18 protein-coding genes are annotated in these 23,417 nt (G+C 44.4%); 7 read left to right on the top strand and 11 right to left on the bottom strand.

Annotated elements, in window-relative coordinates; translation table 11 throughout:
• Window positions 1–89: 89 nt before the first annotated feature.
• The 8 genes from FIV01_RS13395 to aspA form a co-directional block, all read right to left on the bottom strand.
• The gene (locus FIV01_RS13395; protein ID WP_152431411.1) at window positions 90–1,874 is read right to left on the bottom strand and encodes a protein-disulfide reductase DsbD; all 1,785 of its coding nucleotides are present in this window, start codon (window positions 1,872–1,874) and stop codon (window positions 90–92) included.
• Window positions 1,875–1,976: 102 nt separating this feature from the next.
• A complete protein-coding gene (locus FIV01_RS13390; RefSeq protein ID WP_152431410.1) occupies window positions 1,977–2,465 on the bottom strand; it encodes an arginine repressor in 489 nt (162 codons plus the stop codon).
• A 336-nt stretch (window positions 2,466–2,801) separates the two neighbouring features.
• Entirely contained in the window at window positions 2,802–3,812 is a 1,011-nt protein-coding gene (gene argF / locus FIV01_RS13385) for an ornithine carbamoyltransferase (RefSeq protein ID WP_152431407.1), read from the bottom strand.
• A 91-nt stretch (window positions 3,813–3,903) separates the two neighbouring features.
• Complete coding sequence (gene arcC, locus FIV01_RS13380; RefSeq protein WP_152431406.1) at window positions 3,904–4,815, bottom strand: carbamate kinase; 912 nt, start codon at window positions 4,813–4,815, stop codon at window positions 3,904–3,906.
• Between the two features lie 40 nt (window positions 4,816–4,855).
• A complete protein-coding gene (gene arcA / locus FIV01_RS13375) occupies window positions 4,856–6,076 on the bottom strand; it encodes an arginine deiminase (RefSeq protein WP_152431404.1) in 1,221 nt (406 codons plus the stop codon).
• A gap of 505 nt (window positions 6,077–6,581) precedes the next feature.
• Window positions 6,582–8,027, bottom strand: coding sequence for a YfcC family protein (locus FIV01_RS13370; RefSeq protein WP_152431403.1), 1,446 nt, complete (start codon window positions 8,025–8,027; stop codon window positions 6,582–6,584).
• Window positions 8,028–8,398: 371 nt separating this feature from the next.
• Window positions 8,399–9,706 (bottom strand): anaerobic C4-dicarboxylate transporter, encoded by a 1,308-nt coding sequence (locus FIV01_RS13365; protein WP_152431402.1) that lies wholly within the window; start codon window positions 9,704–9,706, stop codon window positions 8,399–8,401.
• A 153-nt stretch (window positions 9,707–9,859) separates the two neighbouring features.
• The gene (aspA, locus tag FIV01_RS13360; RefSeq protein ID WP_152431401.1) at window positions 9,860–11,308 is read right to left on the bottom strand and encodes an aspartate ammonia-lyase; all 1,449 of its coding nucleotides are present in this window, start codon (window positions 11,306–11,308) and stop codon (window positions 9,860–9,862) included.
• A 294-nt stretch (window positions 11,309–11,602) separates the two neighbouring features.
• Between aspA and FIV01_RS13355 the strand changes: the two genes are divergently transcribed.
• Window positions 11,603–12,094, top strand: a complete 492-nt coding sequence (locus FIV01_RS13355) for an FxsA family protein (protein ID WP_152431400.1) — start codon at window positions 11,603–11,605, stop codon at window positions 12,092–12,094.
• Between the two features lie 318 nt (window positions 12,095–12,412).
• Complete coding sequence (locus FIV01_RS13350) at window positions 12,413–15,031, top strand: ExeM/NucH family extracellular endonuclease (protein ID WP_152431399.1); 2,619 nt, start codon at window positions 12,413–12,415, stop codon at window positions 15,029–15,031.
• 44 nt (window positions 15,032–15,075) lie between these two features.
• Here the strand turns inward: FIV01_RS13350 and FIV01_RS13345 are convergent, their stop codons facing one another.
• On the bottom strand, window positions 15,076–15,456 hold the full coding sequence (locus tag FIV01_RS13345; protein ID WP_152431398.1) for a putative periplasmic lipoprotein: 381 nt from the start codon (window positions 15,454–15,456) through the stop codon (window positions 15,076–15,078).
• A 370-nt stretch (window positions 15,457–15,826) separates the two neighbouring features.
• On the opposite strand from FIV01_RS13345, the gene FIV01_RS13340 reads away from it, so the two are divergent.
• The 5 genes from FIV01_RS13340 (at window position 15,827) to FIV01_RS13320 (ending at window position 21,579) form a co-directional block, all read left to right on the top strand.
• Window positions 15,827–16,432, top strand: a complete 606-nt coding sequence (locus FIV01_RS13340; RefSeq protein WP_152431397.1) for an aminodeoxychorismate/anthranilate synthase component II — start codon at window positions 15,827–15,829, stop codon at window positions 16,430–16,432.
• A gap of 363 nt (window positions 16,433–16,795) precedes the next feature.
• Window positions 16,796–18,010 carry an aspartate aminotransferase family protein gene (locus tag FIV01_RS13335; protein ID WP_114787389.1) on the top strand — a complete coding sequence of 405 codons (1,215 nt, stop codon included), beginning with the start codon at window positions 16,796–16,798 and terminating at the stop codon, window positions 18,008–18,010.
• Window positions 18,011–18,197: 187 nt separating this feature from the next.
• On the top strand, window positions 18,198–19,217 hold the full coding sequence (gene astA / locus FIV01_RS13330; RefSeq protein WP_152431396.1) for an arginine N-succinyltransferase: 1,020 nt from the start codon (window positions 18,198–18,200) through the stop codon (window positions 19,215–19,217).
• A gap of 17 nt (window positions 19,218–19,234) precedes the next feature.
• The gene (gene astD / locus FIV01_RS13325) at window positions 19,235–20,692 is read left to right on the top strand and encodes a succinylglutamate-semialdehyde dehydrogenase (RefSeq protein WP_152431395.1); all 1,458 of its coding nucleotides are present in this window, start codon (window positions 19,235–19,237) and stop codon (window positions 20,690–20,692) included.
• A gap of 89 nt (window positions 20,693–20,781) precedes the next feature.
• Window positions 20,782–21,579 (top strand): DUF1338 domain-containing protein, encoded by a 798-nt coding sequence (locus FIV01_RS13320; RefSeq protein WP_152431394.1) that lies wholly within the window; start codon window positions 20,782–20,784, stop codon window positions 21,577–21,579.
• 52 nt (window positions 21,580–21,631) lie between these two features.
• Here FIV01_RS13320 and FIV01_RS13315 read toward each other — a convergent pair whose 3' ends face one another.
• Window positions 21,632–22,498, bottom strand: coding sequence for a type 2 periplasmic-binding domain-containing protein (locus FIV01_RS13315; protein WP_152431393.1), 867 nt, complete (start codon window positions 22,496–22,498; stop codon window positions 21,632–21,634).
• Between the two features lie 124 nt (window positions 22,499–22,622).
• Window positions 22,623–23,255, bottom strand: coding sequence for a cAMP-activated global transcriptional regulator CRP (crp, locus tag FIV01_RS13310; RefSeq protein ID WP_004410522.1), 633 nt, complete (start codon window positions 23,253–23,255; stop codon window positions 22,623–22,625).
• Window positions 23,256–23,417 lie beyond the last annotated feature (162 nt).

The following is a 23,417-nucleotide window of genomic DNA, read 5'->3' as shown; positions in this document are numbered from 1 at the left end:
ACTCTGAACTATATCGGGTTTTCTGCTCAATCAGGAAGATACGTGACTGTGGCCGCCAGCTCAAGAACTGGCGGCGACTTTACCTTGGTTTATAGGCTATGTGTATCAAGATGTTGTAAAAAAGGCTCAGCTGCCATAAATCCAGTGATTCTTGCACTGGGGATAGGCTGTCCGCTTGCATCCCAAAATTCTATGGTGGGTAGCCCGAGAACCTTCATTTTTTCTAGGAGCTCAATGTCTTGCGGCAAGCTTTTCGTGACATCAGCTTGGAGTAACACAAAGCCTTTCAGTTTGTTTTCCACATCGGATTGATGAAAAGTGTACTTCTCAAATTCCTTACAAGCTACGCACCAATCGGCATAAAAGTCGAGCATCACAGGTTTGCCAGCCAGTTTAGCTTGTGCTAGATGTTGATCAAGCTCTGCCACATTTGCTATGCGAGTGAATTGGATACTTGGTTGCGACTGTTCAATATGTCCACCACGCCAATAGGTTAAAGCTGGCTGCGCCGATACAAATAACCCGAGTATCGCAATGACGCCGATAGTACTTTGTTTCCATCCACCTAATGGTAAGGAATTCTTGATGTGATACAGCCACGCAAATGCCGCCAGGCCAAGTGCTGACCACAACCCTGTTGCCCAAACTTCAGGCATGATACGTTCTAGTAGGAATATTGGCGCGGCTAGGAGAATAAACCCAAACAGTGTTTTGACTCTATCCATCCAGTTTCCCGCTTTAGGCAGCAGTTTATTACCAAATACAGCAACCAGCATCAATGGGATCCCCATACCTAAGGCCAGTGCATAGAGGGCGACGCCTCCTGTGACTAGATCGCCACTTTGAGCCACATAAAGTAAGGCGCCGGAGAGCGGGGCAGTGGTGCATGGAGAACAAACCAGCCCTGATATAGCGCCCATTGCAAATACACCGAATGAATTTCCCCCTTTTTGCTTGTTGCTTAAGTTATTGAGCCAAGTTTGAACACTGCTAGGTAGCTGAATGGTATAGGCACCAAACATCGATAAGGCTAAAGCGATAAACAGGACGCTCAAAGCAATCAGTACATAGGGGTGTTGCATTGCTGCTTGAAATTGTAGTCCAGCAGAGGCGACGACTAAGCCAAGTAGGGTATAGGTGAGGGCCATGCCTTGCACATAGATAAAGGCCAGTCCAAGTGCTCTGCCGTGATTGAGCTTACCGCTACCAAGCACAATACTAGTCAGAATAGGGTACATGGGCAAAACGCATGGAGTGAAAGCAAGTCCTACCCCAAGCGCCAAGAAAAGTAGTGGCGTCCACCAGTTATCGCTTAGGCTGGTGGCTAGATTAGACTCTTGTGATGTTAATGGGGGGGGGGCAGCATTCGTTTTCGCTAGCTTGGCTTGACTTGTTGGCTCTGGAGTGTTGTTACTTGTAGAGTTAAAAGGTGTTAAATCCACTATGCGAGTTTCTGGCGGGTAACAGAAACCAGCTTCAGCACAGCCCTGATACTGCACGATAAGCTTGGCTCCATTTTGGTAATCCGTTACAGGAACTTCAATGAATAAAGGTTCAGTATAAATATTAACTTCGCCAAAAAATTCGTCTTGATGTAGTGTGCCATCTTTTATGTTGACTGCTTTCAGCGTAACGTTTTCACCATTAATGGATAACTTCTGCTGGTAGAGGTAATAGCCCTTTTTGACCTGCCAATCGAGAAAGACACGATCGTCTTGTTGAAACGCATTGAATGGGAAGGCTTCATCGACAGGGACAAAGCTATTAGCTTGGTTACCGAAACTGGGTGTCGATTTAGATTGCTCAAAAAGCGCCATACTAGGCGCTGAAAAAACGGTCAGAGAGAGCAAAAAAAGCGATAAAATAGCACGCATACAGAAGTCACTTAAGTCAAATTTTGTTCATTTTAACTCAATCAGACAGAGAAAAGTGGTATTAAGTTTCAAGCTTAATGAAATATTTATTTTATCAGATAGTTAGGCTATTCCTAGTCTAGCTCTAACTACCCTTTCTGTTTCATCAATTTGTTGTATGTCCTTGGGGATCACTAAGACAGTATCGTTTCCTCCGACCGTACCGAGAATATCAATATGTGGGTCTATATCGACTAGTCGAGCGACCAGTTGAGCACTGCCTGGGTGCGTTTTCACGACGACCATCGATTGGTTGTGAGTAATGAATTCAATCTGTGAGGAAATAGAAGACTCAATACGCACGGGAGCTGTTTCTACCGTGATACAATATACTTTTTTACCACAAGCATTTTGGACTTTGACTACGCCAAGTTGTGACAATAAACGTGAGACAGTCGACTGGCTAATACCAACAAATCCGACATCAACCAGCGCCTCTCTCAGTTCATGTTGAGTCGAAAAGCTTTGTTGTTGAAGTAGCCTTTTACAGGCTGTAATCAGGGTTTTGTCTTCATTTTCTTCAACTGAGTGTGGGCTAAGAGTTTCACTCATGAGAATTCCTCAAAAAGAATGGTGTAAAGTTGTTCCCTATGGCTTTCAGTGCTTCAATCCGTTGAAGTACCCTAAAATACTCAATTGCCACTTCTGTGGTGACTTTGATGTCGGGTCATATTATCACCAAATAAAGTGTGTCTTTTTGAAAGTGATCACCAAACAAACAAGCGAGTTTTTAATAGAGTTATTGCTAGTTGAGGGGCCATGTTAGGTTCAGCAACTGGTCATGGTTGAAACGTACTCAAAAAAAAAAGAGATAGGGGTTCATCATGATACCCCTTATCTCTTATTTGATGAAAATACCTAGTTAAAGCCGCTATTTTGGGGTGATAGTTAGTCTCCTAGGGTTGCGACCATTACCGCTTTTATGGTGTGCATGCGGTTTTCTGCCTGATCAAAAACAATCGAGTAGTCCGATTCAATCACTTCGTCAGTGACTTCACAGCCTTGTTTTAGTTCAGAGTATTCATCTGCCAGTTGTTTACCAATTTTGGTATCTTCGCCATGAAACGCCGGTAGGCAGTGCATAAATTTCACATTTTGGTTTTGAGTGGCTTTGAGGGTTTGCATATTAACTTGATAAGGCAGCATTAGAGCAATACGTTCTGCCCATGCCTCCTTCGCTTCCCCCATTGACACCCATACATCGGTATAAAGAAAGTCGCAACCAAGCACGCCTTCATTAATGTCTTCGGTTAAGGTAATTTTTGCGTTCGTTGATTGAGCTATTTCACGGCACTGCGCAACTAAATCCTCATGTGGCCAAAATTGTTTTGGCGCTACAAGACGGATGTCCATGCCCATTTTGGCCGCGCCGACCATAAGAGAGTTGCCCATGTTATTGCGGGCATCTCCCAAGTAGGCAAATGCCATTTGGTGAAGTTGCTTACCACGGCCATGTTCCATCATGGTTAAAAAATCTGCCAGTATTTGGGTTGGGTGAAATTCATTCGTCAGTCCATTCCAGACAGGTACACCAGCATAGGAACCCAACTCTTCGACAATCTCTTGGCCGAAACCCCTATATTCAATCCCGTCATACATGCGCCCTAGCACTCTGGCGGTGTCTTTCATCGACTCTTTGTGGCCAATCTGCGATCCTGTGGGGCCTAAATAAGAGACTTGTGCACCTTGGTCAAAAGCGGCAACTTCAAAAGCACATCGAGTGCGAGTTGAGGTTTTCTCAAAAATTAAGGCGATATTCTTTCCTTTCAATCTAGGCTGCTCATAGCCATTATATTTGGCCTTTTTGAGCTCTATCGAGAGATCGAGAAAATGTCGTATCTCTCTCGGAGTGAAGTCGAGAAGCTTTAGGAAGTTGCGGTTACGAAGATTGAAAGCCATAGTGTATTCCTTATTGTTCGACGAGCGCTCTGTTAATAATCAGGCGCAGTGATTAACTTATTTGTTTACAACGAGAGTGATACAACTTGAATTAACCTTGAGTGATAGAAGTCCCTGCGAGTCCTTGAAGAATGCGCAAACCGTCTTCTAGAGCGCCAATACCCACCACTTTTCCTCCCTGTTTAATAAATTCACATGATGCTTGAATCTTGGGCCCCATAGATCCTTGCTCAAACTGATATTGGCTTAACTCGCTTGGTGTTGTGTTTCTTAATGCTCGCTGGCTACTTTTACCCCAATCATGATAGACGGCATCTGTATCGGTTAAGATTAACAGGGCATCAGCATGTAACTGTTTTGCTAGCAAAGCCGCTGACATATCTTTATCAATTACCGCTTCGACACCGACTAACTGCCCATTATCATATTGGACTGGAATTCCCCCGCCGCCAGTGCATATCACCAGGTGGCCATGCTCAATCAGAGTGGTAATCGCTTGATGTTCGATGATCCCTGTTGGCTCAGGGCTTGGGACAACGCGGCGAAAATGATCACCGTCGGGTTTGATGGTCCAATTATATTTCTCGGCCAGCGTTCGCGCCTCATCCTGAGTATAAATTGGCCCAATGGGTTTGGTGGGATTAAGAAAAGCAGGATCGTTTGGATCGACCGTCATTTGCGTTAGCATGCAGGTCGCATTGATGTCTGGCATCTGGTTCTTAAATTCTTGCATTAACATATAACCGATCATGCCTTGGGTTTCGCTCCCTAGTACATCAAGCGGATAAGGAGCAACTTGCTTATATTCCAAGCCTTGTAGAGCCAATAAACCTACTTGAGGGCCGTTTCCATGTACGAGCACGACTTTGTAATTTTGTGCGACTTCGCAGATCGCCTTAACAGCAATTTGTATGTTGTGACGCTGAACCCCTGCTTCTAAAGGCTCGCCGCGACGAAGAAGTGCGTTGCCACCAAGTGCAATGACGACCGTTTGTTTGTTCATGATGTGATCTCCCAATCTAGACATTGATAGGTGTTAGGACTTAAATGCCGTCACGCTCAATAGGACAACTCATACAACGAGCGCCTCCGCGACCTCGCCCAAGCTCGTCACCGGGGATAGGCAACACGGTAATACCTGCTTTGTCGTATTTTTCATTGGTATAGGTGTTGCTTTGGTAGCCAATCACAACCCCAGGTTTTACAGTCAGAACATTATTGGCATCATTCCACTGCTCTCGTTCTGCATTGAAGTTGTCCCCCCCTGTTGTGATGAGGTTAATCTGACCAATACCAAGTGCTTTTTCTATCGCATGAACAAAGCTGTTTTCTTGTTTTACATTGACCTTGCCTGACTCATCGCCAGTTAATTTCCAGCATTGGATATCACTGCGCATCACTTCTGGATAGATTGAAAAAGTATCTTCGCGCATATGGGTCATGACAGTATCAAGGTGCATGCAAGAGCGATGCTTGGGTAACTCCATCGCAATGACTTGTTTGGCTTGACTGTGTTTGAAAAGCTGCGAAGCTAAATGCTCGACGCCTTGAGGCGTTGTACGTTCAGACATTCCGATCAAAACCGCGCCTTTACCAATCACTAAAACATCCCCACCTTCTATGGTCGAATTGTCATACTGGATTTCTTTATCGCCGAGGTATTTGATGAAACCTTGCTGAGCAAATGTCGGATGCCAGCGGTATATTGCTCTGAGATGGTTCGTCTCTCGTTGGCGTGCGGTTTTGGCCATTGGGTTTATCGACACGCCGCCATATACCCAGCAGGAGGTATCTCGGGTAAATAAGTGATTGGGAAGTGGTTCAAGGATAAAGTCTATCGGTTGGTGAAGGCCTTGCATCATGGAAGAAGATTGAACTGGCATTTCAGCATAAGACAAGCCACCTGTGAGTATTTTAGCCAGTTCTATGTTGGGCAAATCTCTTAGGTAGCAACGAACATCGCTAGCAAATGTCTGTCCTAGTCGGTACTCTGATACCTGATGCGAGAGTAGCCAATCTTTTGCTTCTGACACTTGGAGCGTTTCAGACAGCAAGTCGGTTAGAAACAGTACTTCAACATTTTGCTCAGATAAAGTTGCGGTAAACACATCGTGTTCTTCGCCAGCCCGCTCAACTGCAAGCACATCATCAAACAGTAAATCATGGCAGTTTGAAGGGGTTAGGTGGGTTAACGCGCGTTTGGGGCGGTGAACGAGAACGCGACGCAACTGACCAATTTCGGAACCAACGTACAAGTTATTCATACTCAAGTCTCTCTGGTTAAGTTCTGGCGTGTTGTGTGCTCAGAATGGAGAAATGTTTGTTTGGCTGAAATTCATAATACGCCTGTTACTGGGGGCTTCTTAGAAGGGAATCACAGTTTATGTTTTATACATTATTGTCTTTAAGAAAAGGCTTTAACAATATCTATGCATGTGTTTAATATTTGTTAACGCTCTGAATATACATTTAGATGGAAAAAATATTCACCTATTTAAATTCCATGATAATAGAGAGCCACCATCTAGGAACAATATTCAAACGAATAGAAATTTAAAACCAAAGTTTAAATTTAATCTATTCATAAGAAATTAATAGGTAATTAATTACATGGACTTGTTTAACTTTTATTAACATAAATTCTTTCGATAAATATGACTTGGCTCACGTTAAACATAAGGATTGAAGTGACGGTGACATTTGAAAATCTGCCGACTATTTGTACTAAAAAAGCCGCTTGATTAAGCGGCTTGGTAGAATGAGAGCTTTTTAGAACATGGCACCGATACTTATCATGATAACGCAGAAGATGGTAAGTATACCCAGCAGTGGCGCGACCCACTTTATCCAGCGAATATATGGGACGCGTGCTATTGCAAGTCCTCCCATTACGACCGCAGAAGTCGGTGTGATTAAGTTGACTAGTCCGGATGCTGATTGGTATGCGGTAATGACAAGATCTCGTCCTACTCCTGCAAAGTCGGCCAGAGGCGCCATGATTGGCATGGTTAGCACGGCAAGTCCTGAGGTCGAGGGAACAAGGAAAGAAAGTAAAATTTCCAAAAAGAACATTACGTTGATGAACACAACAGAAGACAAACCTGTCACTGTCTGCTCAGCAGAGTTTAGAATAGTGTCTGTGATCATTCCGTTATCCATCACAACCACGATACCACGAGCAATACCAATAATAAGTGCTACGCCGAGTAAGTCACGCGCACCATCAATAAAGTTATGGATAAAATTTTCTTCACTCATGCCGGCAACTAAGCCAACTAACACAGCGGCAGCAAGGAACATGGCTGATATTTCGGCCATCCACCACCCAGCGACTGAAACACCGTAGATCATGACCGCGAAGGAAGCGCCAAATATGCATAGGATTGCTTTATGGCGGCCTGTGAACTCAATAGATTCTTCACTTCTCTGACCAAGAAACCTTTGTTTATTTTCCTCATATTGGTCATAGACAATGGACTTGCTTTGATCGCTGCGTACTAGACGCGCATAACGCATAACATAAGCGACACAGATAAACCAACCAATGACTAATATTGCTGCGCGCAGCAATATACCGTCAGTAAACGGGATGCCTGATGCGTTAGCAGCGATGACGGTGGCAAAAGGGTTAATAGTCGAGCCAAGTACACCAATTCCTGCTCCGAGTAATATGATTGCGGCAGCCACAACAGGGTCAAAGCGTGCAGCCATCATGACCGGAACTAGCAGAGAATAGAAAGGCAATGATTCTTCTGCCATACCATAAATTGTGCCACCTGCAGCAAATAACGCCATCAATATAGGGATCATCATCTCTTCTCGGCCGTGCAAGGCATGAGTCACTCGCTCTATTCCGGCATCAATGGCGCCTGTTGCTGTGACAAGACCAAGAAACCCACCCATAACCAGAATAAATAGAGAAACATCGATAGCAGCCGCTTGATAACTTTGGTGATCGTAAAAGCCATCTATAGGTGCAAGAAAGACATCCGCTATGCCTTGCGGATTGGCTTCGACGGTTTGGTATGTCCCAGTTATGGGTACCTCACGGCCTAAATCCTGGTTCATTTCGCGTTGATATTGACCAGCAGGGATCACCCATGTCAGCAGTGCGACGAAGGCAATTAATATAAAAAGTATGCTGTAGGCGGATGGAAACTTGAGTCTGGCAAAGAAGCCCGTTTTTTTGCCACTTGGATCAATTTGTGCTGTCATGATGACCTCCTAACTTCTATTTGGCAAGCAGTAAATAGAAGTCAACTAAGAGTGGTATATTTTATATAAGTATAAAAACCTTACCCATTCTAATAATTATGACCGATATTATTATTGTTGTTCTTCACAAAAGTATTATGTGATAAATTCAGCTAACAATGTCTGATGATTAAAATTTTATTTTAATCAAATGACTATGCTATAAAAATAGTTTTTATATTGAATATAATAGGTTTGATGATTTAAATAGAGAAAACTATTCATTATTTAGGCACTTTTGAGAACAGTGATATATATGATCTAAGTCAAGAGGCTGCTTGTCTAAAAAGAGGTCTTTATCATGGAGGTATTATAGTACCTCCATGCTTTATCTAAATAAGGACCCCTCCCAAGGTGAAGCCCAGTGCAACAGCAGAAGTAATGGTCACAACGCCTGGGATAAAAAAGGGATGGTTAAAGACATAATTGCCGATCCGAGTCGAGCCTGTGTCATCCATTTCTACCGCAGCGAGCAAGGTTGGGTAGGTAGGTAGGACGAATAAAGCACTGACGGCAGCAAACGAAGCCACTGCGGTGAGCGGCGCGACACCTATTGCCAGTGCTGCTGGCATTAAAGCGACCGTGGTTGCCCCTTGAGAGTAAAGTAGCATGGAAGCAAAAAATAATACAATTGCTAGCATCCAAGGATAGTCACTCAATAACCCCCCAGCCACCTCTTTAATGCCTTCCACATGGGCGTTGACAAAAGTAGAGCCCAGCCATGCCACGCCAAGAACGCAAACACATGCCGTCATTCCTGAGCGAAATGTCGACGCGCTGGGGATTTTTGAAGCATCAATCTTAGTGAAGAGCACAATCGCTGCTGCCGCGGTTAACATCACTGCCATAATGGCTTCGTTGCGCCCAAGCGCTGGGTCGGTAATCAGTCCTACTGATGTTGAGATGGCAGCTGCGTAGCACACAACAAATGCAATCGCGATGAGGAATATATAGGTTGCCGTTTTAGCGGTTGGTAAAATATCACGCTGCTTTTGCGGTGCTAACTTAACTAGACCTTGCTCTAAACGCTGCTGGTAGATGGGATCATCTTTTAACTCACTACCCATGAAGTTGGCAACAAATGCACCTATCATACAAGCGATGAAAGTGGTTGGGATACACACAGCAAGTAAGGTCAGATAATCAATCCCTTTTGGCGCGAGCATGGATGAGAATGCAACCACAGCGGCGGATATGGGTGAAGCGGTAATCGCGATTTGTGATGCGACAACGGCAATTGACAATGGCCTAGATGGGCGAACGCCTTGACCCTTGGCCACTTCGGCGATAACCGGTAGGGTCGAGAATGCCGTGTGGCCCGTACCTGCCATCAAAGTCATTAAAAAGGTTACAATGGGCGCATAAAAAGTTATCCGCTCTGGGTGCTTACGAAGAAAATTTTCCGCCAATTGAACCAGCCAATCCATACCCCCTGCAACTTGCATTGCTGCAATGGCAGTAATGACTGACATTATGATCAAGATGACATCAACAGGTATGTAAGTCTGACTGGTAGGCACGCCCAGAACAAAGGACAGTGCGATGACGCCAGCGCCGCCAGCAAAGCCAATCCCAATACCACCAATGCGCGCTCCGAGGAAGATGAAGAGCAGGACGACAAATAGCTCAAGCATAATCATGGTAGATACCTCTTATATATTTTAACTTTTATATTTGGCTGTTAAAAGCCAGTAATTCGAACTTTAGAAAGCGATTGATTTAATCCGCTAAAAAATTGTGGAATTAAATTTGCTGTGCAAAAAAGGGCCTGCTTCGGCCCTAGTCACGTTTTGTTATTGATAGCGCTTTGCTTTGTATTTGGGATGCATGAAGTTTTCGACGTTGAGGATATCATCGAGTTCTTCTTCGCTGAGTAGGCCTCGCTCAAGCACGACTTCTCTCACGCTCTTGCCTGTTTCTGCGCAGATTTTACCGACAATATCGCCTTCATGGTGGCCAATGTACGGGTTTAGGTAAGTGACTATGCCAATGGAGTTATAGACGTATCCCTCGCACACTTCTTTATTAACTGTGATGCCATCGATACACTTGTCACGCAGATTAATACACGCATTGGCAAGTAAAGAAATGGACTCAAACATGCTCTGAGCAATTACAGGCTCCATGACATTAAGCTGCAATTGGCCACCTTCTGCTGCAAACGAAATCGTGTTGTCATTGCCCAGCACTTTAAAACACACTTGGTTGACCACTTCAGGAACCACAGGGTTAACTTTAGCGGGCATAATTGACGAGCCAGCTTGCAGCTCTGGTAAGTTGAGCTCATTAATACCAGCGCGAGGACCAGAAGATAGAAGACGTAAGTCGTTACAGATTTTAGACAATTTAACCGCGAGGCGTTTTAGTGCGCCATGGGTCATTACATAAGCGCCGCAGTCTGAGGTTGCTTCAATAAGATCTTCTGCCGGTACCACATCCAACCCAGTAACTTGTGCCAAATGCTTCACTGCCAATTGCTGGTAGCCTTGCGCGGCATTGAGACCAGTACCAATTGCCGTCGCGCCTAAGTTAATTTCAAGCAAGAGTTTAGATGTATATTCAAGCGCACGAATTTCTTCATTTAAGGTCACAGACCAGGCATGAAACTCTTGTCCAACTGTCATAGGCACAGCGTCTTGAAGCTGAGTACGGCCCATTTTTAGTACGCCTTTAAACTCTTTGCTTTTTAGTGCAAATGCGCCTTTTAAGTATTCTATTGCTTCGATAAGCGTCTGGACACTGTTATAAACTGCGATACGAAAACCCGTTGGGTAGGCGCAGTTGGTCGACTGGCTCTTGTTAACGTGATCATTAGGGTTAATAAACTGATATTGCCCTTTTTCTTTGCCCATGATCTCCAATGCAACATTGGCAATTACTTCATTGGTATTCATATTGACCGAGGTTCCAGCCCCACCTTGGAACACGTCCGATGGGAACTGATCCATACATTTGCCTGTGTCTAGGATCAAATCACATGCCTCAACTATGTATTGAGCGATTTCTTTTGGTAGAACACCAAGCTCGCTATTAGCAAGCGCTGCCGCTTTTTTGGTCATTACCATACCACGAACAAACTCAGGCACATCGGAAATGGTCACGTTAGAAATATTGAAGTTCTCAATTGCGCGCAAGGTATGGATGCCGTAGTAAGCATCAGCGGGAACGTGTCGCTCACCGAGAAGATCTTCTTCAATACGGGTTGTGTTCGCTGGGTGTAGGGTATCATTTAGGCTAGCCATGATAGGATCCTTAGATAATTATTCTGATGTAAATGAAAATGCTCGCCATTCTGCAACTTAAGAATCCATTCGTCAGAGTTTTTTGGCTGTAAAATACGTCCTGACTTATGGGGCTCATGATACTTCACTCAGCGGATAAAAACGCTATCTTGATCACTTTTTTTATTTTTGCTTTGTTGAATGTTTTTAAACGCTAAACTGAGTTTAAACTGCCATAGCGCTGTGAATTTTTGTCGCTTTCGTTTGAGGTTTGGCAAGCTTTGATCTTACACTAGTGCCAACAAAGGAGGGCATGTGTTTGCTATCGTATTCTTAATATTTGTATTGGTTCCTGTTATCGAGATAAGTTTGTTTATCTCAGTAGGCGATTATCTTGGCTTATGGCCAACCATCGCCATGGTCTTTTTGACCGCATTTCTGGGGGCCTCTTTAGTGCGTAGTCAAGGATTACAAACCTTACTCTCAGTGCAAAGCAGGCTTAAGCAAGGAGAGCTACCGGCACAGCAAATTCTAGAAGGTGTGTTGCTTGCCGTCGCTGGGGTGTTGCTTTTTATTCCAGGCTTTTTAACTGATACGCTGGGCATGATAGTCCTATTGCCTGCGCCGCGCCGCGCTTTAGCCAAGTATCTGATGACCAAAATGGTGGTAAAAGCCTCCGCAGAGTTTGGCTCTCATCAGTTCCGGCAAGATGGCTTTGGCCACAACCAAGATAATGATGGCCATACATTTGAAGGTGAATATGAGCGCAAAGAAGACGACAACAATAACCACCTCAATAAGCCCTAACCTTGTGATGGACGCTAGTGATTAGCGTCCGCTCCACCCTTGAGCCTTTATTCTAGTTGTGCTCGAAACTCTCTCCTTTCTTGATACCTAGCTTGCAAATTTGCAACAAGTATTTCAATTCAGTTTAAAGTTTGACGCTTATCCAAATATTCATTTTACCTATGGGATCGAAATCTCAATGTCATGGAATGTTGTTTTTAGTTTCATAAAAAACATCAACACTGGTCGAGCTTTATAAGTCTTTTCTCAACAGGAAAAGGGAATTGAAACGCGCTTTCTATACCTAGATAACAAAGGAAGCGACGCAAGGTGGACAGAATGAAACAAAAACTCACTCCAACTTTACTTGCAGCAGTGGTCGCAAGTGTTCTCTCTACGCCAGCAATGTCTGAGATCATTATTTCTCAATACGTCGAAGGTAGCAATAATAATAAAGCCATTGAAATTGCCAATACTGGCGAAGTTTCGGTAGAGCTTGATGGTTACAGTTTGGCTAAATCAATCAATGGTGGTGGCGATTGGGATAGCAAGCTGTCATTAGACGGTAAAGTTATACAGGCGAAAAGCGTCTTAGTGATTGGCCATACGCAGTCAAATGAGGATATTAAAAACCTCAGTGATTTTCTAGACAATGATGTACTTGGCTTTAACGGTAATGACCCAGTTGCTCTGCTTAAAGGTAACGATGTACATGATGTAATCGGTGATATGGGCGGAAATGATTTTGCCAAAGATGTCACCTTAACGCGCAGCCAAGATGATTTTTCTCCTTCTTCTCATTACCAAGCCTCAAATTGGCTAGAGTCAGATAAAAATGATATTCAAGGTTTGGGTGAGCTTAATGGCGGTCAAGCACCAGAGCCGTTTGCATGCGAGCAAGACGGTCATGAGCCAGTCTTTACCTCAATTCAAGAGATTCAAGGTGAGGGCAGTCGCTCTCCACTGCTCAATAATGGTGCCTTTATCTCCGACGATGAGGTGTATGTAAAAGGCATAGTGAGCGCAGTTACTAGCAGTCTGACCAAAGGCTTTTACCTGCAAGCGCTTAACGATGATGGCAACCCGAAAACCTCAGAAGGCCTATTTGTTGAAACCAACCAATCTCAGTCTGAGCTTAAGCCAGGCGATCTAGTCTGTGTTAAAGGTAAAGTTCAGGAAAACTACCAGCAGACCCAGCTAAAAGCGGGGAAAAACGCATGGGTTAAGCAGGGAGAGCACACACCGCCAGTTGCAACTGAGATTGATATTTTGGCCGATGATGCCAGCTTTGAACAATCCCTTGAGCGCTATGAAGGTATGTTGGTTAAAACAAGTGCCAATCTTGATATGCGAGTCACGCGCACCTTTGGTTACGATTATGCGGCGAGTCGTAATAACATGGTACTGGCGCAAGGGGGCATCAATATGCACCCTAACCAAGCTTTTGCTGCCGGTTCAGATAAGGCTAAGCAGCAAAGCAAGGATAATAGCGAGCGACGTTTATTTATCGAATCTGACCATAAAGCGCCCAATGGCGTGATTCCTTATTACCCTGAATTTGGTGTCACCGACGCTGACCAAAATGGCTCGACCGAAGATTATATTCGCATTGGCGATACTATCGTTGGGCTTGAAGGGGTGCTGAGCTACAGCTATGGCGACTATCGCTTAATTACCACCAACACCTTAAGCAAAGACAATTTTATTCGCCGCTACCCACGTACTCAGCAACCAGAAGTTAAAGAAAAGGGCGATTTAAGAATCGCGACCTTTAATGTGCTCAATTATTTCAACTCTCCTTTTGGCGGAGACACTAACCCCAATGGCGGCAATCGAGGCGCTAAGACCTATCCTGAGTTTGAAATTCAGCAAGCCAAAATTGTTAATGCCATTTTGCGCCTGGATGCCGATATCATAGGTTTAATGGAAATTGAAAATAATGGCTTGGGCGAAAATGGCGCCATTGGCCAGCTTGTTGAGCAGTTAAACCAGCAGATTGATAACAAAAAAGATCGCTATAAGTTTGTCGCGCTTGATACCAATGGTGACGGTATCAAGGATAAAAATGATTATATTGGCACTGATGCGATTACCACAGGGGTGCTGTATCGTTTTAAATCCGTTGAGCTTCAAAGCTCACGAGTCATTGAGATGCCGAGCCAACAAGCCCCAGAAGTGCTTGATGATGATGGCAAGGTGATTGAAGATGGTAAGAATTACCAGCGCAATACACTCGCCCCTACCTTTAGGATAAAAAGCAAAGACCAAAAGCAAGATGCAGAGGAACGTATCACTGTCGCGGTTAACCACTTTAAATCAAAAGGCTCCAAATGTTGGGAAGACGCTGCGCCAATCGATGAAGGCGGTCAGGGTGGAAAAGACGTCGATCAGCAAGGCTCATGTGAGAACTTTCGCGTTGCCGCCGCAGTGGCACTAGGAGAGGCGCTTGAAGATATTCCTGGCCATAAAGTGATATTGGGTGATTTAAATGCTTACGGTAAAGAAGACCCTATGCTGGTTTTAACCGATTACAGCCAAAAGCAATATGGCAAAGTGATTAAAGCGGCGCGCAATACTTATATTGGCGGTGTTGAGCAATTTGGCGATCAGGGCGAGGTTATTCATCACAGCTATGGTTACATTAATGCGGTGGCCGCTAAACATCCAAATAATTGGAGCTTTTCATACAATGATGAAGTGGGCGCGCTTGACCATATATTGATAAGCCCAAGTCTTGAAAAGTATGTGGTCGATGCCACTGAATGGCATATTAATGGCGGTGAATCGACTCTGTTTGAATACAGTGATAGATACACAGGTGATTTGCCAAAATATACCGACCACTTTCGTTCATCAGATCACGACCCAGCGGTACTTGAGCTAAAAATGGCCGGCTCATTTGGCCTTGGCGCAATCGTATCTTTATTTGGTCTAGCCCTATGGCGCAGACGTAAATAGCCTTTACTGTAAAAAATCGCCACTGAAAGCAGTGGCGGTTGATGTTAGGAATCGTAAAGATTGGTTGGCGCTTCGGTTTCGCAGCGCTCTAAATTATAGTCATAGGTGACCGCGCCTTTGCCTCTTAGCGCTATCCTTACTGTCATGCCGCGCTCTAGATACCAGCGGAAGTCTTCACAAGACATGCGATAGCTAAGCTCTTTTGTGTGCACTGGACTCCAGCGATGTTTACCGTCAAGTTGCTTGGTGTAATAAATCACACCGTTATCGAGTACTTTGAAGTCTTCTGCCCCTTTGAAGTTTTTTCTCGCTTCATCAATGGTTGTTTGTGAGGCTGTAGTTTGAATATTTTCAACTGAGGTAGTTTGACAGGCACTTAATGCAAATACGGTAAGGCCAGCCACTGCGATATGTTTTAATGTCATTTATAGTTCTCGTTTATTTACCACTTTCTGTTAAGTGGCAAATTATAGAGATAAGCATTATCAATGGGTAGTAATTATTCTATAAACGCTCGGTCAATGATCGCCAATGTGGCGATCATTGGGCAGAATCTCAAATTTAGAACCATTTAGCTCCGGGATCTTGAGTGCCAAAAGAGTTTGGAAGTGCAAATTAGTCCATTTATGGGGTGGGATATTGCTACCGAGCATAAAATTCGCCGATAAGTCATCCAAGCGAAGCTCGCTACATGGTTAAATAACAGAATCTAGTTTCAGTTAATCCTTGCCTTTCGGCTTTGGTAATGCACAATACCGCGTCATATATACGATTTATCAAAACCATTTAAGAGCTATGCTGCTGATCATCGATAACTACGACTCTTTTACCTACAACTTGTATCAGTACTTTTGTGAGTTGGGCGCAGAGGTAAAGGTGGTGCGTAACGATCAAATTAGCCTTGAAGAGATTGAAGCGCTTAATCCCACTCATTTGGTGATATCACCAGGTCCATGTACGCCGAATGAAGCAGGCATCTCACTCAGCGCGATTGAGCATTTTGCAGGTAAATTACCTATTTTGGGCGTGTGCTTAGGCCATCAAGCCATTGCGCAAGTGTTTGGCGGAGAAGTGGTGCGCGCACGTCAGGTGATGCACGGTAAAACGTCTGCCATTCGCCATAATAACCGCAGCGTATTTACCCAGCTCAATAACCCACTCACTGTCACTCGCTACCACTCGCTGGTGGTAAAAAATGACAGCTTACCCAATTGCTTCGAACTGACCGCATGGACAACGCGAGAAGATGGTTCAATGGATGAAATCATGGGTTTTCAACATAAAACCCTGCCGATAGAAGCGGTTCAGTTTCACCCTGAATCAATCAAAACCGAGCAAGGCCATGAGTTATTGGCTAACTTTCTCGATCGCTCAACTATTTTCTCTTCTCTCAAAACCTGATAGCGATCACTTTTTTTAACATTTATTTCATATTTTATGCTGCGAATATGTTGTGAAAAACTATTCGTTGCCCCTTTGAGCTTTAACACTTCAAGCCTGTAATCACCATGTTTAACGACAGCTTATGTTAACTATAAGAATATATTGCTTCATAAAAGCAGTGACTTAGTGCATAAATACTCAATGAAAGTGAGGGGTTGCCTATTCATGGTTGAATAAAAAGAATAATTCACTATTGAAATGGTTAATTAAATGTAAATACAATGCCGTAATTGCTCATATGCAAAACAAAATGTGCTTTCATTAATAAGAAGGCAAGGATGCAAAAATTGCCTGGCATGCGGTATTGAGAGGGAATGTGCAATGACAGTTGAAAGTAAAGTAGAACGCGGTTTGTTTGATGAGGTCATGGTACCTTGTTATAACCCGATGGAAATGGTGCCTGTTAAAGGTGAAGGCGCACGCGTTTGGGATCAGCAAGGCAAAGAGTACATCGACTTTGCAGGTGGTATTGCGGTGAGCTGTCTTGGACATTGTCACCCAGCTATGGTGAATGCGCTAACAGAGCAAGGTCAAAAGCTTTGGCATTTAAGTAATGTGATGACTAATGAGCCAGCGCTGCGTTTGGCGAAAAAACTCACCCAAGTGAGCTTTGCCGACAAAGTGTTTTATGCCAACTCAGGCGCAGAAGCCAACGAAGCCGCGCTTAAGCTTGCACGTCGCTATGCAGCCGATAAGTTTGGTCCTGAGAAATCTGAAATTATCGCCTTTAAACAAGGCTTTCATGGCCGAACTTTCTTTACCGTTACCGTAGGTGGACAAGCAGCATACTCTGATGGCTTTGGTCCCAAACCGGGTGACGTGACCCATTTACCGTACAACGATATCGAGACCTTACGGGCACATATTTCAGATCGCACTTGTGCGATTATGATGGAGCCTCTTCAAGGAGAGGGGGGCATCATCGCTCCGACTGACGAATTTGTACAAACGGTTCGTGAACTGTGTGATAAGCACAATGCGCTACTGATTTTTGATGAGGTACAAACAGGTAACGGTCGTACAGGGCACTTTTATGCTTACCAAGGCCTTGGTGTAACCCCAGATATTTTGAGTACAGCCAAATCACTTGGTGGCGGTTTCCCAATTGGCGCTATGCTCACCACGGCAGAGCTTGCTGAGCATCTTAAAATTGGTACACATGGCTCAACCTATGGGGGTAACCCACTTGCTTGTGCAGTCGCTGAAGCTGTGGTCGATATCGTCAGCGACCCAGAAACACTTAAAGGTGTAGCAGAGCGCGAAACATGGTTTAGAGAAGGGTTAAACAAACTCAACGAAAAATATCAGATGTTTGCTGAAGTTCGTGGTAAAGGTTTGCTACTCGGCGCTGCGCTCAATGACGAGTGGCAAGGCCGAGCGCGAGATGTGTTGGTTGCCGCTGGTAAAGAAGGCTTGATGGTACTGGTCGCGGGTACCAATGTTGTTCGCTTTACACCGTCTTTGGTCATCACTAAGCAAGAAGTTGAAGAGGGTTTATCAAGGCTTGATAAGGCTCTAGCAACACTCAGTAAATAATTAAGAAACACGGAAGATCGTCCTAGTGAGGCGATCTTCTTTTTTCAGTTCCACGCATTAGGTATTCCCAACACTAAGACGATCCTCGGCTCTTAAATCCTATAACCTGTTGTGAATGCTATTTGGCTAGAGATGAGCCAAATCTTGATGAATGTGGCGCTGACCTATGCATCAGGAGGGAATATCGATGCTAGTTGTTCGCCCGATAACAATGTCGGACTACGATGCTTTGCATACTTGTGCCGTCGAATCTGGACATGGATTTACATCACTTCCGGTCAACGAAGAGTTATTGACCAACCGTATTACACACTCTGAATACAGCTTTTCTAAACCGAAAGTGACAGAGCCCGGCGATGAAGGCTATTTAATGGTTGGGTTTGATAGCAAGAGTGGCGAGGTAGCAGGGTGCACGGGTATCGAAGCTTCCATTGGTTGGGATGTGCCATTTTATTCTTATCATATCAGTACCATAGTTCACTCATCGCCAAAGCTTGGGGTCAATAATGTGGTAAAGCTGCTGACTTTTGGTAACAACTATACAGGTTGCAGTGAGATTTGTACTTTATTCCTAAGACCTAGCTTTCGCGGCGGATTGAACGGTCGGTTAATGTCAAAGTGTCGGTTTTTGATGATGGCCGAGCACCCACATCGTTTTTCTAAAACCGTATTTGCCGAAATGCGCGGGGTGTCTGACGATGAAGGTAACTCACCATTTTGGCAATGGTTACAAGAGCACTTTTTCTCCATCGACTTTACCATGGCGGATTACTTAACCGGTATTGGTAAGAAAGGCTTCATTGCCGATCTTATGCCTAAGCTGCCGATTTACATTAACTTGCTTAGTAAAGAGGCCCAAGAGGTCATAGGTCAAGTACACGAAAACACTAAACCTGCGCTGCGCTTACTTGAAAAGGAAGGCTTCACTTGTCGCAACTATGTCGATATTTTCGATGGTGGTCCATCGGTTGAGTGTGATATGCGCAATATCGAATCTGTACGCCACTCATTCCGAGCAAAAGTATCGATTGCGCAGCACTCTAGCTCGCAGGATTACTTAGTCTCAAATACTTCTTTTGAGCATTTTAGAGCGGTAGCAACTAAGGCTGCATATGATCAGGCCTCTGAGTCTGTCATTTTATCCCCAGAAGCGGCTGAGGCTTTACAAGTCAAGCAAGGTGACTACGTTCGCATGTTGGCCCAGTAATTGAGAGGAATAATCATATGACACATTGGATTGCAGGTGAGTGGCTGGATGGGCATGGCGCAGCAATAAATTCCACCAGCCCTTACAACAACGAAGTAATTTGGCAAGGACAAAGTGCTTCTCCCGAGCAGGTTGAGTCAGCGGTCAGTGCTGCTCGAAACGCTTTTTTAAGCTGGAAAAAGTGCAGCTATATAGAGCGTGAGTCAATCGTGCTAGCTTTTGCTGAGAAAGTGAAAGAAAACAGTGAGCAAATCGCAGAGATTATCGCTAAAGAAACCGGTAAGCCTTTGTGGGAGACCCGAACGGAAGCGGCCGCGATGGTGGGTAAAATCGCTATTTCAATTCGTGCTTATCATGACCGCACAGGTGAAGCGCAACGTGAAGCGGCAGGTAACCAGATTGTTTTACGTCATCGTCCTTTGGGTGTGATGGCGGTATTTGGTCCTTATAACTTCCCTGGTCATTTGCCAAATGGCCATATAGTCCCAGCCTTACTTGCCGGTAACACTGTGGTATTTAAACCATCGGAGCAAACGCCGCTAACAGGCGAGTTCGCAATGAAGTTATGGCAACAAGCAGGTCTGCCTGCCGGCGTGATTAACTTGGTTCAAGGTGCTAAAGAAACAGGCGTTGCATTGGCTGAATCCAAAGGTATTGATGGTGTGTTGTTTACTGGTAGTGCCAATACCGGTCATATCCTGCATCGTCAGTTTGCTGGTCAACCAGACAAAATGCTGGCTTTGGAAATGGGCGGCAACAACCCTATGGTGATTTCTGAGCAATATGGTGACTTAGATGCAACCGTATACACCATTATTCAGTCGGCATTTATTAGTGCAGGCCAGCGCTGTACTTGTGCACGTCGCCTTTATGTTCCTTTGGGGGAAAAAGGGGACGCCTTAGTTTCTAATTTGATTGAATCAACGCAAAAGATTCATGTTGATCAACCTTTTGCGCAGCCTGCACCCTTTATGGGGCCACAAATTTCAAAAGCGGCAGCCGACTTTATTCTTCAGGCTCAATCGAATCTGGTTAAGCTTGGAGGTCAAAGCTTGTTAGAGGCTAAAGCAGGTGAAGCTGCTTTTGTCACTCCAGGTATCATAGACGTCACACCAATTGCGCAGCTGCCAGATGAAGAATATTTTGGTCCTTTGCTGCAAGTCGTTCGATACCAAGGTCTAGAAAAAGCGGTCGAGCTTGCCAATGATACGCGCTTTGGTTTATCCGCAGGGCTTGTTTCCACCGATGATAGCGAGTGGGAATATTTTGTCGACCATATCCGCGCAGGTATTGTTAATCGTAACCGCCAGCTGACAGGGGCAAGTGGTGATGCGCCATTTGGCGGCCCTGGCGCTTCAGGTAACCTTCGTCCAAGTGCGTATTATGCGGCTGATTATTGTGCCTATCCAATGGCTTCGATGGAGGGCGATCAAACCGTGTTACCTGAAACACTGAGTCCTGGTGTGGAGTTATAACTAGTACACATAGTACCTTTAGCGAAAAGGGTCAGCTCGCTGAGCCAGCGAGCTGACTATCAACCTAATAAACTAGACAAGGAGGCGTTATGACGCCAGATGTTTTATTTCAGTCGTTATGGAATGACTATATTCAGCGCTTATGCCCCTCAGCAGATAAAATTCATCAATTATTGCAAGAAAGCGAGCCCCTGATTAACGACCATATCGCTCTGCGAACTTTTAATTTAAGCCCAGTTGGTATGGAAGCGATAGCCAAGCCCTTTATTGATGTTGGTTACACTCCATGTGGAGATTACCAATTTGAGGCGAAAAAATTGCTGGCGAAACATTACGAACACCCAGATCCTAAGCAACCTAAAGTCTTTATTAGTGAGCTAAAAGTAGAAGAGTGTTCGCCGCAATTGCAGAGCATAGTCAAGAGGTTGGTCGATCAGATTGATACTAGCAAACTGACAAGCTTTGAGTTTTTATCTTCTGGCCGTCTTTGGCAACTCAGTTTTGAAGATTACCAACAACTTGCCAAAGAAAGTGAATACGCTGCTTGGCTTGCTGCTCACGGCTATGGAGCCAACCACTTTACTGTGAGTGTCAATCAACTGACTGCGTTCGATGAAGCAAAACAGGTTAATGACCATTTGCGCCAAGCTGGGTTTACAATTAATGAATCAGGCGGTGAGGTCAAAGGCTCATCAGACGTGTTACTTGAGCAATCCTCGACCATGGCAGATAAAGTGCCAGTATCTTTCACAGAAGGCTCCCAGATAGTCCCTGGCGGCTTTTATGAATTTGCTAAACGCTATCCTATGAGTAATGGTGAATTATATCCTGGGTTTGTCGCTGCATCGGCTGATAAGATATTTGAGAGCACAAATAACGAGTCTTGAGTGGGGATGCACAGACTTCTGAATAAAAAGGCGCCATTTAAGGCGCCTTTTTCTATTCTGTTACACTAAGCCAATATTGGTCTGGGATCGAACGCGTTTCTTCGCTTAGGTGGGGGTTATCTATACTAAACGCTTTTCTACTTTTAATACCCGCTTGCTCGAAGGTTTTTTTCACTAGAGGTGCTTTTTCAAAGAACTCAACAAATGAACCATCTTGATACGAAGCTTCGAACGCTTTTTTGAGCGTAGCTGCTACCTCAGGGTTCTTAGGGCTCACAAACAGCAGCATAGGAAAGCGGTAAATCAGCATCAGTTTGTCATCAACCACTAGATTGGATAATTGACTGCGCTGGGTAACTTCGCTGTAGGGTTCGATAACGGCTCGTGGGAACAAATCGGTACGTTCGCTATCGACAATACGAAAGATATTATCAAAGCTAGGCACTTCTCTTACTTTAAACCCGCCGGATTTTAAGACTTTTACATCTGCCCAGCCTTGCCCCTGTATCATACCAAGCTTACGCAATTCCTCTATGCTGTTTATATTGCCTAGTTTGGCTGCAGTGGTTTTATTGGTGATAAAAATACGATGGCCAAGGAGACCTCGAAAAACTGGGTAGCGAATAGGAAGTAGCTCTTGCTCAAGGGTCTTATCGGCGCCTAGCCAATCTACCGTAATTTTGCCTTCTTTGAGCAGAGTGACTTTACGTGATTGTGAGTCAACAGGTGTTTTATAAGGTTGGAGCAAAATCCCTTCGCCTGATTTATCCACAAGAAACTGAATGAGGTCGATGGCGTACTGGTCTAGCTCAGAACCTTCCCGTGGGATAGGGTGAATTATGGTCGTTTGGGCAATTGAGATTGATGAAAAAACTAGGCTGAAAGCCAATACCAGCGAAGAAAGTAGCTTTAAAATCATGAGTCCATCCTGCCTGAAAGTTACTGTTGAAATTCAAACTAAGGTTAGGATAGAGCAAGCTAATTAACAAATAAGAAAAAAACCGAGTCCAATCATGAACTCGGCTTTATGTGTAGAACAATGGTTATCGAGTGCCGTATACGACGATCGTTTTACCATGTGCTGAAATCAGGTTTTGCTCTTCAAGCATCTTTAAGATGCGGCCAACCGTTTCGCGTGAACAGCCAACTATTTGGCCAATCTCTTGACGAGTGATCTTGATTTGCATGCCGTCAGGGTGCGTCATGGCATCTGGTTGTTTCGCAAGATTCAGCAGTGTCTGAGCGATACGGCCAGTTACGTCAAGGAAAGCAAGATCTCCGACTTTTTGACTGGTTACCTGCAAACGACTTGCCATTTGAGCCGACAAGCGCATTAGGATATCAGGGTTTACTTGGATAAGCTGACGGAATTTCTTGAAAGAAATTTCTGCCACTTCACAAGGTGATTTTGCTCGAACCCACGCTGTGCGTTCTTGGTCTTCTTCGAACAAACCAAGCTCACCGATAAAGTCACCTTGGTTTAGGTACGACAGGATCATTTCCTTGCCTTCCTCGTCTTTAATAAGTACCGCAACTGAACCTTTGACTATGTAGTAAAGCGTTTCCGCTTTCTCACCAGCGTGGATCAGTGTGCTCTTAGATGGGTACTTATGAATATGACAGTGTGAAAGGAACCATTCTAATGTTGGATCAGTTTGAGGTTTACCTAGAACCATAATATCTCACTTCCTCTGCAGGGTACGCTTGCTTCTTTCCATGTTTTAGCTAAGCCTTGAATCAAGACTTATTAGGATAAGAGCACTTTTCAAATGCTGCAAGCCATCTTTGTTTCTGTTTCAAATAGTATCTTTTTTTTGAATTGATTTCTTGATTTTAAT

Source organism: Vibrio aquimaris (assembly GCF_009363415.1).
GTDB classification, from domain to species: Bacteria; Pseudomonadota; Gammaproteobacteria; order Enterobacterales; family Vibrionaceae; genus Vibrio; species Vibrio aquimaris.
Note: the sequence above shows the minus strand (reverse complement) of the source record. Positions and strands in the feature narration are given on the sequence as shown.

Bases quoted from the DNA above. Each gene is read 5' to 3' on its own strand.
- FIV01_RS13395 (WP_152431411.1), bottom strand. From the start codon at position 1,874: ATGCGTGCTATTTTATCGCTTTTTTTGCTCTCTCTGACCGTTTTTTCA.
- FIV01_RS13390 (WP_152431410.1), bottom strand. From the start codon at position 2,465: ATGAGTGAAACTCTTAGCCCACACTCAGTTGAAGAAAATGAAGACAAA.
- argF (WP_152431407.1), bottom strand. From the start codon at position 3,812: ATGGCTTTCAATCTTCGTAACCGCAACTTCCTAAAGCTTCTCGACTTC.
- arcC (WP_152431406.1), bottom strand. From the start codon at position 4,815: ATGAACAAACAAACGGTCGTCATTGCACTTGGTGGCAACGCACTTCTT.
- arcA (WP_152431404.1), bottom strand. From the start codon at position 6,076: ATGAATAACTTGTACGTTGGTTCCGAAATTGGTCAGTTGCGTCGCGTT.
- FIV01_RS13370 (WP_152431403.1), bottom strand. From the start codon at position 8,027: ATGACAGCACAAATTGATCCAAGTGGCAAAAAAACGGGCTTCTTTGCC.
- FIV01_RS13365 (WP_152431402.1), bottom strand. From the start codon at position 9,706: ATGATTATGCTTGAGCTATTTGTCGTCCTGCTCTTCATCTTCCTCGGA.
- aspA (WP_152431401.1), bottom strand. From the start codon at position 11,308: ATGGCTAGCCTAAATGATACCCTACACCCAGCGAACACAACCCGTATT.
- FIV01_RS13350 (WP_152431399.1), top strand. From the start codon at position 12,413: ATGAAACAAAAACTCACTCCAACTTTACTTGCAGCAGTGGTCGCAAGT.
- FIV01_RS13345 (WP_152431398.1), bottom strand. From the start codon at position 15,456: ATGACATTAAAACATATCGCAGTGGCTGGCCTTACCGTATTTGCATTA.
- FIV01_RS13340 (WP_152431397.1), top strand. From the start codon at position 15,827: ATGCTGCTGATCATCGATAACTACGACTCTTTTACCTACAACTTGTAT.
- FIV01_RS13335 (WP_114787389.1), top strand. From the start codon at position 16,796: ATGACAGTTGAAAGTAAAGTAGAACGCGGTTTGTTTGATGAGGTCATG.
- astA (WP_152431396.1), top strand. From the start codon at position 18,198: ATGCTAGTTGTTCGCCCGATAACAATGTCGGACTACGATGCTTTGCAT.
- astD (WP_152431395.1), top strand. From the start codon at position 19,235: ATGACACATTGGATTGCAGGTGAGTGGCTGGATGGGCATGGCGCAGCA.
- FIV01_RS13320 (WP_152431394.1), top strand. From the start codon at position 20,782: ATGACGCCAGATGTTTTATTTCAGTCGTTATGGAATGACTATATTCAG.
- FIV01_RS13315 (WP_152431393.1), bottom strand. From the start codon at position 22,498: ATGATTTTAAAGCTACTTTCTTCGCTGGTATTGGCTTTCAGCCTAGTT.
- crp (WP_004410522.1), bottom strand. From the start codon at position 23,255: ATGGTTCTAGGTAAACCTCAAACTGATCCAACATTAGAATGGTTCCTT.